This window comes from Mesorhizobium sp. M7A.F.Ca.ET.027.02.1.1, assembly GCF_004022985.1.
Taxonomy (GTDB): domain Bacteria; phylum Pseudomonadota; class Alphaproteobacteria; order Rhizobiales; family Rhizobiaceae; genus Mesorhizobium.
The window spans coordinates 1-6097 of the sequence record NZ_RZOL01000372.1; the positions used below are offsets into that span (position 1 = coordinate 1).

Below are 6097 nucleotides of genomic sequence, written 5' to 3' on the forward strand. Positions count from 1 at the left end.
TCCTTGCGCGGCCGCGCCTTGACCTCGAGCTTGGGGTTCTGGAAGACGCGCTTGAAATAGGCGTCCAGCTTTCTGATTTCGTCCGGCTTCAACAGTCTTCTCCGATCATCGGGCTTGCTCGTTCGAACGCGCTTCTGGCACGTCGACAATGGCGATGTAAAGGCAAGCGGCCTGATAAGGCGAGACAACCGCCCGCTCCTGCCCGCGGCCGGAATCCGACAGCAGACGACGGCGCCGTGAAAATCAGATGTCGAAACTGACGACCTGATCCATCGTCTGCGACGGCAGAAGCTGGTCCATCTGGCGCGACGGCTGATCGCAGCCGGTCTCACCGACGACGCGGGCCGGCACGCCGGCAACCGTCTTGTTGTGCGGCACTGGCGACAGCACCACCGAGCCGGCCGCTATCTTCGAGCAATGGCCGATTTCGATGTTGCCGAGGATCTTGGCGCCGGCGCCGATCAGCACGCCATAGCGGATCTTGGGGTGACGGTCGCCGCCGGCCTTGCCGGTGCCGCCCAGCGTCACGCCATGCAGGATCGACACGTCGTCCTCGATGACCGCGGTCTCGCCGACCACGAGGCCGGTGGCGTGGTCGATGAAGATGCCCTTGCCGATGCGGGCGGCGGGGTTGATGTCGGTCTGGAAGACCGAGGACGAGCGGCTCTGCAGGTAGAGCGCGAAATCCTTGCGCCCCTGGTTCCACAGCCAATGCGCCAGCCGATGGGTCTGTATGGCGTGGAAACCCTTGAAATAGAGCACAGGCATGATGAAGCGGTCGCAAGCCGGATCGCGATCATAATAGGCCTGGATGTCGACACGCACCGTCGTCGGCCACTCCTTGTCGTCGGCCAGCATGGACTTGAACGTCTGGCGGATGAGGTCGGAGCCGATGTCCTGGTGCGCCAGCCGCTCGGCCAGCCGGTGAATGACTGCTTCTTCCAGGCTGTCCTGGTTGAGGATGGTCGAATAGAGGAATGCAGCGAGCAGCGGGTCGCGGTTGACAGCCTCCATGGCCTCGTCGCGGATCGAACGCCAGATCGGATCGACCGGCTTCAATGCGCTGTGTCGGGAAATGCTGATGCTGTTCATGGCCGTCTCGTCCTGCGTCCTGCCGGGCTTGCCTGTTGTGCTTGCCTGTTGCCGGGCCGCACATATAAGCCAGATCATAGCACGATTGAACTCAATTTTCCTTAGTGCTTTGTCAAATGGATTTGGTTCGCGGGAATTCAAGCAGCCATGGAAAACGAACCCTTGATCGACGACGCGCTGAAAAGCGAGCTTTTGGCTCTCTACCGGGCGCCAGGCCGCCACTATCACAACCTTTCCCATATCGAGGCGATGCTGGCGCTCGCTGGCGACTGTCGAGAATTGCTCGGCGACCCCCAGGCGATCGAAGCGGCGATCTGGTTCCACGATGCCGTCTATGACAGCAAGGCCAAGGACAATGAGGCGCAAAGTGCTGCCCTTGCCGAGAAAAAGCTGGCGGGCCGCGCAAATCCTTCACGCCTCAACCGCATCTCGGCAATGATCGTCGCCACCGCCACGCACCAGGTGCCGCCGTTCGAAGACGCGGCGGCCACACGGGACGCAAGTCTTTTCCTGGATATGGACCTGTCGATCCTGGGAGCCGCGCCGGACGCCTTCGACGCCTATGAGCGCGCCGTGCGGCGCGAGTACCACTGGGTGGAGGAGCCAATGTGGCGGGCCGGACGCAGTGCGGTCTTGAAGAGCTTCCTCGCCCGCCCGCATATCTTCCACACTGAAGAGTTTCGCCAGCGTTGCGAACCGCAGGCCAGGGAAAACATGACGCGGTCATTGCAGGCCCTGCAAACCCCTTTGTGATCTTCGCCGGTGGCGCGCTTGCATGTCGCCCTATCCGGCCACGGGCGTTGCATCGAACAATGCACCGAGAAACGCCTGAACAAGCGAGCGCTGCGCGTCGGTCTTGCGATAGGCGACGCGGTGTATGGAACTGAACGAATAGGCCCTTGGCTTGATTGCCCGCATGTCTCCGGCCGCGACCCAGGGATCGGCAAAATGGCACGGCAGAAAGCCGATGAAGTTGCCCGACAGGATCAGCATCAACTGCGCTTCCATGTGAACGACCGATGCACTCGCCCTGGGATGGCCGACAAGGTAGAGGTCGTCGAAATGGCGATAGCTGCGCACCGAGAACCGCGCAGCGTCGACGGCGCCTTGATCGATCCTTGAATCGGGCATCGCAAAGAGCGGGTGCCGACGGCCGCAATAGAGAAGATGCGGTTCGCCGCAATAGTCGCGATAGACGACCCCAGGCGCTTTCTGCGACAGCGGCCCGATGACGACGTCGCGACCGCCATCGGCAACTTGTTGCTCGAGTTCGGACGGCGTACCCACCGAAAGGTCGATGAAGACGTCGGAATCGGGCCCCATGAAGCGGCTGAGGGCGTGCTGGATACCCAGTTCACCACTGGTGAAGACCCCATCCGACGTGCCGACCCGCAAGCGGCCCGACAGGCTGCCGCTGGCTGCATTAATGCGATGTCCGAAATCGTCAAGGTCCCGGAACAGCTTCTGCGCCGCATCGTAGGTTGCCTGTCCAACCTCGGTCAGGCGGAATTGCTTGCGCCCGCGATGGCAGAGCTGCGCACCGATGCGTTTCTCCAGCTCCGCCAGATGCGTGCTCAGCGTCGGCTGCGACAGGTTGAGCGTGATTTGCGCAGCGGCGAACCCGCCTGAATCGGCCAGCGCCACGAAAACGCGCAGCAGGCGGATGTCGATATTGTCCAGCCGGCGCATGGCGCCCCCCATGATGCACAGAACGATACATCGATGTTATTCGATGTATCGTTCTAAATAAACTCATTTACATCAATGTCAGAAATCGCGAGCCTGTACGGAACAAAATTGGGGAACAATCATGAAACCGTTACTCGGCACCGCCTTGTCCGCAGCCCTGCTGCTCGCCAGTTCGCAGCTCGCCCTCAGCGCCGACCAGATCCGCATCCTGGCGCCGACATGGCTGGGATTTGCGCCTGTCCATATCGCCAGCGACCTTGGCTGCTTCACCGCCAAGGGCCTTGATGTCAGCATCAAGTTCGAGGATGACCTGACCAACGTCATGGCGGCGATGGCGCGCGGCGACATCGAGATGCAGATGCGCTCGGTCGGCGAATATCAGGGCCGCCCGCGCGATGCTTCGACGCCCGGCATCATCATCGGAACGATCGACGAATCCGTCGGTGGCGACGGCGTCATCACCGATGACAAGATCAAGTCGGTTGCCGATCTCAAGGGCAAGGTTGTCGCGGCCGAGCCCAACATCCCCTCGCGCCTGCTGTTGCAGATGGAGCTGAAGCAGGCGGGCCTGTCGCTGAAGGATCTGCAGATCAAGGACATCGCGACGGCCGATACGGGTGCGGTTTTCGTCGATGAATCGATCGCGGCGATCGCGACCTACGAACCGTTCATGTCGCAGGCGCTGAAGGCCTCGACCCGCACCGGTGCCCGCATGCTGATCTCGTCCAAGGATCATCGCGGCATCATCATCGACGCGATCATCGCCCGCAACGACGACTTCAAGGCGAACCCCGACAAATACGCAAAATTCCTCGGCTGCATCTATGAGGCGGTCGATTTCATCAAGGCCGAGCCGGAAAAATTCGCCGACATGGCGTCCAAGCATTTCGGCCTGACGCCTGCCGAAGTGGCCGACATCGTCAACTCCAGCCTGTCCTACACGACGCTTGCAGAATCCCTGGCCTACATGGGCAAGCCGGGAGAAAAAGGCACGTTGCACGGGATATTCGACACGGTGATGGATCTAAACCTGGAGAACGGCGCCGCCGACAACAGACTGGTGGCGGCCGACCAGATCGACAATTCGGCGATCAACAAGATCCCGGCGAAATAGCGGCCGCGCGGCCGGGCCGGCAGCTTGTCTCGGCTGTCGGCAGCGATGTCATTCCGGCTTACCGCCGGTGACGACCGTTCTTTCGATCATCCGGGGATAGTGATTTGTTCAGCAGCCTGTTCGTCTTCCGCGGTCGCGGATCGCCGATGCTGGAGTTCGCCGTCAGTGTCGCTGCGGCTGCGCTCGTTATTGCCCTGTGGGAGCTGGCGGCGCGCGCGGGCATCATTGCCCCGCAGTTCCTGCCGTCGCCGAGCCGCGTCGTCGTCGCGCTATGGACGATGCTGACCGAACAGAACCTGCTCTGGCACGTCGCGGTTTCGACCACCCGTGTCTGGATTGCCTTCCTGCTGGCCGCCGTCATGGCGATCCCGATCGGCATCATGATGAGCAGCTACCGGATCGTCGGCGCCGCCCTCGAGCCGATGATCGATTTCATCCGCTATCTGCCGGTCCCCGCGCTGGTGCCGCTGTCCATCATCTGGTTCGGCGTCGGCGAGGAAACCAAGATCTTCCTGCTCTGGCTGGGGACGTTCTTCCAGCTCGTGCTGCTCGTCGCCGACGACATGCGGCGCGTGCCGCAGGAGTTCGTCGAGGTCGCCCGCACCGTCGGCGCCAATTCGAGGCAGGTCATGGTCGACGTCGCTCTGCGCTGGATGGGGCCGACGCTGCTCGACAATCTGCGCATCACGCTCGGCTGGTGCTGGACCTATCTGATCATCGCCGAGATCGTCGCCGCCGATTCCGGCATCGGCTATGTGATCTGGACGGCCCGGCGCTTCGTCAAGACACCGGAGGTCATGGCCGGCGTCGTCGTCATCGGCCTGATCGGCCTTGTCACCGACCAGCTTTTGCGCCTGCTTCACCGCCGGCTGTTCCGGTATCTGTAAGGAGCATGACATGACCGGATATGTTCAATTCGTCGACACGGCCAAGTCCTTTGGCCCCGTCGATGTCGTGCGAAACACCAGCCTTGGCCTCGACCGCAATTCGCTGGTCGTCTTCCTCGGCCCCTCGGGCTGCGGCAAGACCACCCTGATGCGCATGGTCGGCGGCCTCGACGAACCGAGTTCGGGCTCGATCCTGCTCGGTGGGGAAAAGGTCGTCAGGCCGGACCGTCGGCGCGGCATGGTGTTCCAGTCCTATTCGTCGTTTCCCTGGCTGACGGTCAAAAACAACATCGCCTTCGGCATGCGCTACAGGAAGGACCTCGGTGCCACCGAAAGAGCCGAGCGTATCAGCCACTATCTCAAGCTGTTCGGGCTCGCAGACTTTGCCGACTCCTATCCAAACCGTATCTCGGGAGGCATGCGCCAGCGCGTGGCCATAGCCCGCACGCTCGCCGCGGGTTCGGACGTGCTGTTGATGGACGAGCCCTTCGGCGCGCTCGACGCGCTGACGCGCGAGCGGCTTCAGGTCGAGCTGCGGCAGATCCAGATCCGCGAGGAAAAGACCATCATCTTCGTCACCCACGACGTCGAAGAAGCCGTATTTCTCGCCGACCGGATCATCCTGTTCTCGCGCCGTCCAGCCTCGATCGTCGCCGATATCGACGTGGCGGCAGAGCTTGGCCCGGACCGGCCGCTGGAGATTCGCGAAACCCAGAAATTCTTCGAGCTGCGCAACAAGGTCCTGCATCTGATCCGCAACGAAACCGGAGTGGTCGTATGAGCCTCTCCTTTTCCGGAAAGACGGTCGTGATCACCGGAGCGAGCCGAGGCATCGGGCTCGGCATCGCCAAGGGCTTCGCCCAGGCCGGCGCCAGCCTGCACCTCATTGCCAACGACGCGGCCGTGCACGAACGGGCCCACGACTTGGGCGCCACAGGCACGGAGGCCGACATCGCCGACCGCGAGGCGGTCGGCGCGGCCCTCGGACCGATCTCCCGGATCGACGTGCTCATCAACAATGCCGGCCTCGAGCTGATGACGCCGATCACTGACAGCAGCGACGAGGCCGAAGCCGCCTTCCGGCGCATCATCGAGATCAACGTCATCGGCACGGCGCTTGTCACCGCGCGCGCCTTGCCGCGCATGCAGGCCGGCGCTTCGATCATCAACACCGCATCGATCTGGGGCCGCGTCGCCGAAGCGCGGTTCGGCGCCTATGTCGCCTCCAAGCACGCCATCATCGGCCTGACGAAAACCTGGGCCAAGGAACTTGGATCGAAAGGCATCCGCGTCAATGCGGTCTGTCCGGGATCTG

8 protein-coding genes are annotated in these 6097 nt (G+C 62.5%); 5 read left to right on the forward strand and 3 right to left on the reverse strand.

Annotated features, from left to right (window positions below):
- Positions 1-92: DUF3126 family protein (locus tag EN749_RS28580; protein WP_128364409.1), on the reverse strand; the 92-nt coding region annotated here is incomplete at its 3' end.
- 151 nt (positions 93-243) lie between these two features.
- The gene (gene cysE, locus EN749_RS28585; RefSeq protein ID WP_013531333.1) at positions 244-1092 is read right to left on the reverse strand and encodes a serine O-acetyltransferase; all 849 of its coding nucleotides are present in this window, start codon (positions 1090-1092) and stop codon (positions 244-246) included.
- Positions 1093-1239: 147 nt separating this feature from the next.
- Here cysE and EN749_RS28590 point away from each other — a divergent pair, with 147 nt between their 5' ends.
- A complete protein-coding gene (locus EN749_RS28590) occupies positions 1240-1845 on the forward strand; it encodes a hypothetical protein (protein WP_128364410.1) in 606 nt (201 codons plus the stop codon).
- A 30-nt stretch (positions 1846-1875) separates the two neighbouring features.
- Here EN749_RS28590 and EN749_RS28595 read toward each other — a convergent pair whose 3' ends face one another.
- The gene (locus EN749_RS28595; protein WP_050596708.1) at positions 1876-2781 is read right to left on the reverse strand and encodes a LysR family transcriptional regulator; all 906 of its coding nucleotides are present in this window, start codon (positions 2779-2781) and stop codon (positions 1876-1878) included.
- A 121-nt stretch (positions 2782-2902) separates the two neighbouring features.
- Here EN749_RS28595 and EN749_RS28600 point away from each other — a divergent pair, with 121 nt between their 5' ends.
- The 4 genes from EN749_RS28600 to EN749_RS28615 form a co-directional block, all read left to right on the forward strand.
- Positions 2903-3895 carry an ABC transporter substrate-binding protein gene (locus EN749_RS28600; RefSeq protein WP_127810283.1) on the forward strand — a complete coding sequence of 331 codons (993 nt, stop codon included), beginning with the start codon at positions 2903-2905 and terminating at the stop codon, positions 3893-3895.
- A 104-nt stretch (positions 3896-3999) separates the two neighbouring features.
- Positions 4000-4782 (forward strand): ABC transporter permease, encoded by a 783-nt coding sequence (locus tag EN749_RS28605; RefSeq protein ID WP_245466500.1) that lies wholly within the window; start codon positions 4000-4002, stop codon positions 4780-4782.
- Positions 4783-4792: 10 nt separating this feature from the next.
- A complete protein-coding gene (locus EN749_RS28610) occupies positions 4793-5563 on the forward strand; it encodes an ABC transporter ATP-binding protein (RefSeq protein WP_127396858.1) in 771 nt (256 codons plus the stop codon).
- Positions 5560-6097 (forward strand): SDR family NAD(P)-dependent oxidoreductase (locus tag EN749_RS28615; RefSeq protein ID WP_128364411.1); only part of this gene is annotated, 538 nt, incomplete at its 3' end. The genes EN749_RS28610 and EN749_RS28615, both read left to right, overlap by 4 nt.